The sequence below is a fragment of the Ureibacillus massiliensis 4400831 = CIP 108448 = CCUG 49529 genome (assembly GCF_000772965.1).
Classification (GTDB): Bacteria; Bacillota; Bacilli; order Bacillales_A; family Planococcaceae; genus Ureibacillus; species Ureibacillus massiliensis.
Genome location: NZ_JPVQ01000129.1, coordinates 1 through 734, shown reverse-complemented (window position 1 = coordinate 734; position 734 = coordinate 1). Strand labels below are relative to the sequence as shown.

The 734-nt window shown below is 35.0% G+C and carries 1 protein-coding gene and 1 pseudogene; both read right to left on the bottom strand.

Annotation, left to right across the window (positions count from 1 at the left end; genetic code table 11):
• Nucleotides 1–260 (bottom strand): annotated as a pseudogene (locus CD30_RS19245) (AAA family ATPase); the annotation flags it as partial.
• Nucleotides 260–734, bottom strand: a 475-nt coding sequence (locus tag CD30_RS20380; RefSeq protein ID WP_408056828.1) for a Mu transposase domain-containing protein, incomplete at its 5' end; no start/stop codon positions are given. The pseudogene CD30_RS19245 and the gene CD30_RS20380, both read right to left, overlap by 1 nt.

The following is a 734-nucleotide window of genomic DNA, read 5'->3' as shown; positions in this document are numbered from 1 at the left end:
GGGAGGCGAGAGGCCGCATTTTGCGGTAATCTCTCAGTCTCTAATTCAGTTAATAGTTTCTTTTCAGGGAAATTTGCTGAACGAATCCGATTCGCTTTTGCTCGTACTTCTCGATCTTGCATCTCTTGTACCAGTGCATGATATAAAAAATCCTCTGCTGTCTGATGTTGTTTCCACATATCATCTTCTTGAATAAATGCCCGAATACTTGGTAATCGAAGTTCTTTACACATTTCAATCATTTCTTGTCTCTTATCCATTAATGAAGCACCCCTGTCTTTTTCGTTTCAAATAATGCTGTAATGGCTGAAAGATTTTCTAGAGATTGGGTGGTGACCTCATTTTTGGAATGTACAGTTTTATGAACGTGTTCGCCTTGACTAGCTAAGAAAATAATCTTATCTGTTGATATTTGAACCATAGGGTTCTTCATAAGTTGTTCAATCGCTGCTAAGACTTTTTCTAGATTGTTATGTTCTTTTAAATAAATAAGTAACTCTAGAAAATCTCGCTCATTTCCAATATAATAATCTTTGTATAAATTTTTTATTTTTGTTGGTGCTTGACTCAAACATTCACTTTGAGCCAATGCACCTTTTTTCTTTTCAAATGTACGTAAGTAATGATAAATATCCATAATCCATTGATGGATCTGCCAACTTCGTTTATGTGTCGCGATACAGGCATTTTCACTAAAAATAAGAATTTTTTCCGCACTCGCTTTTACTTTCACC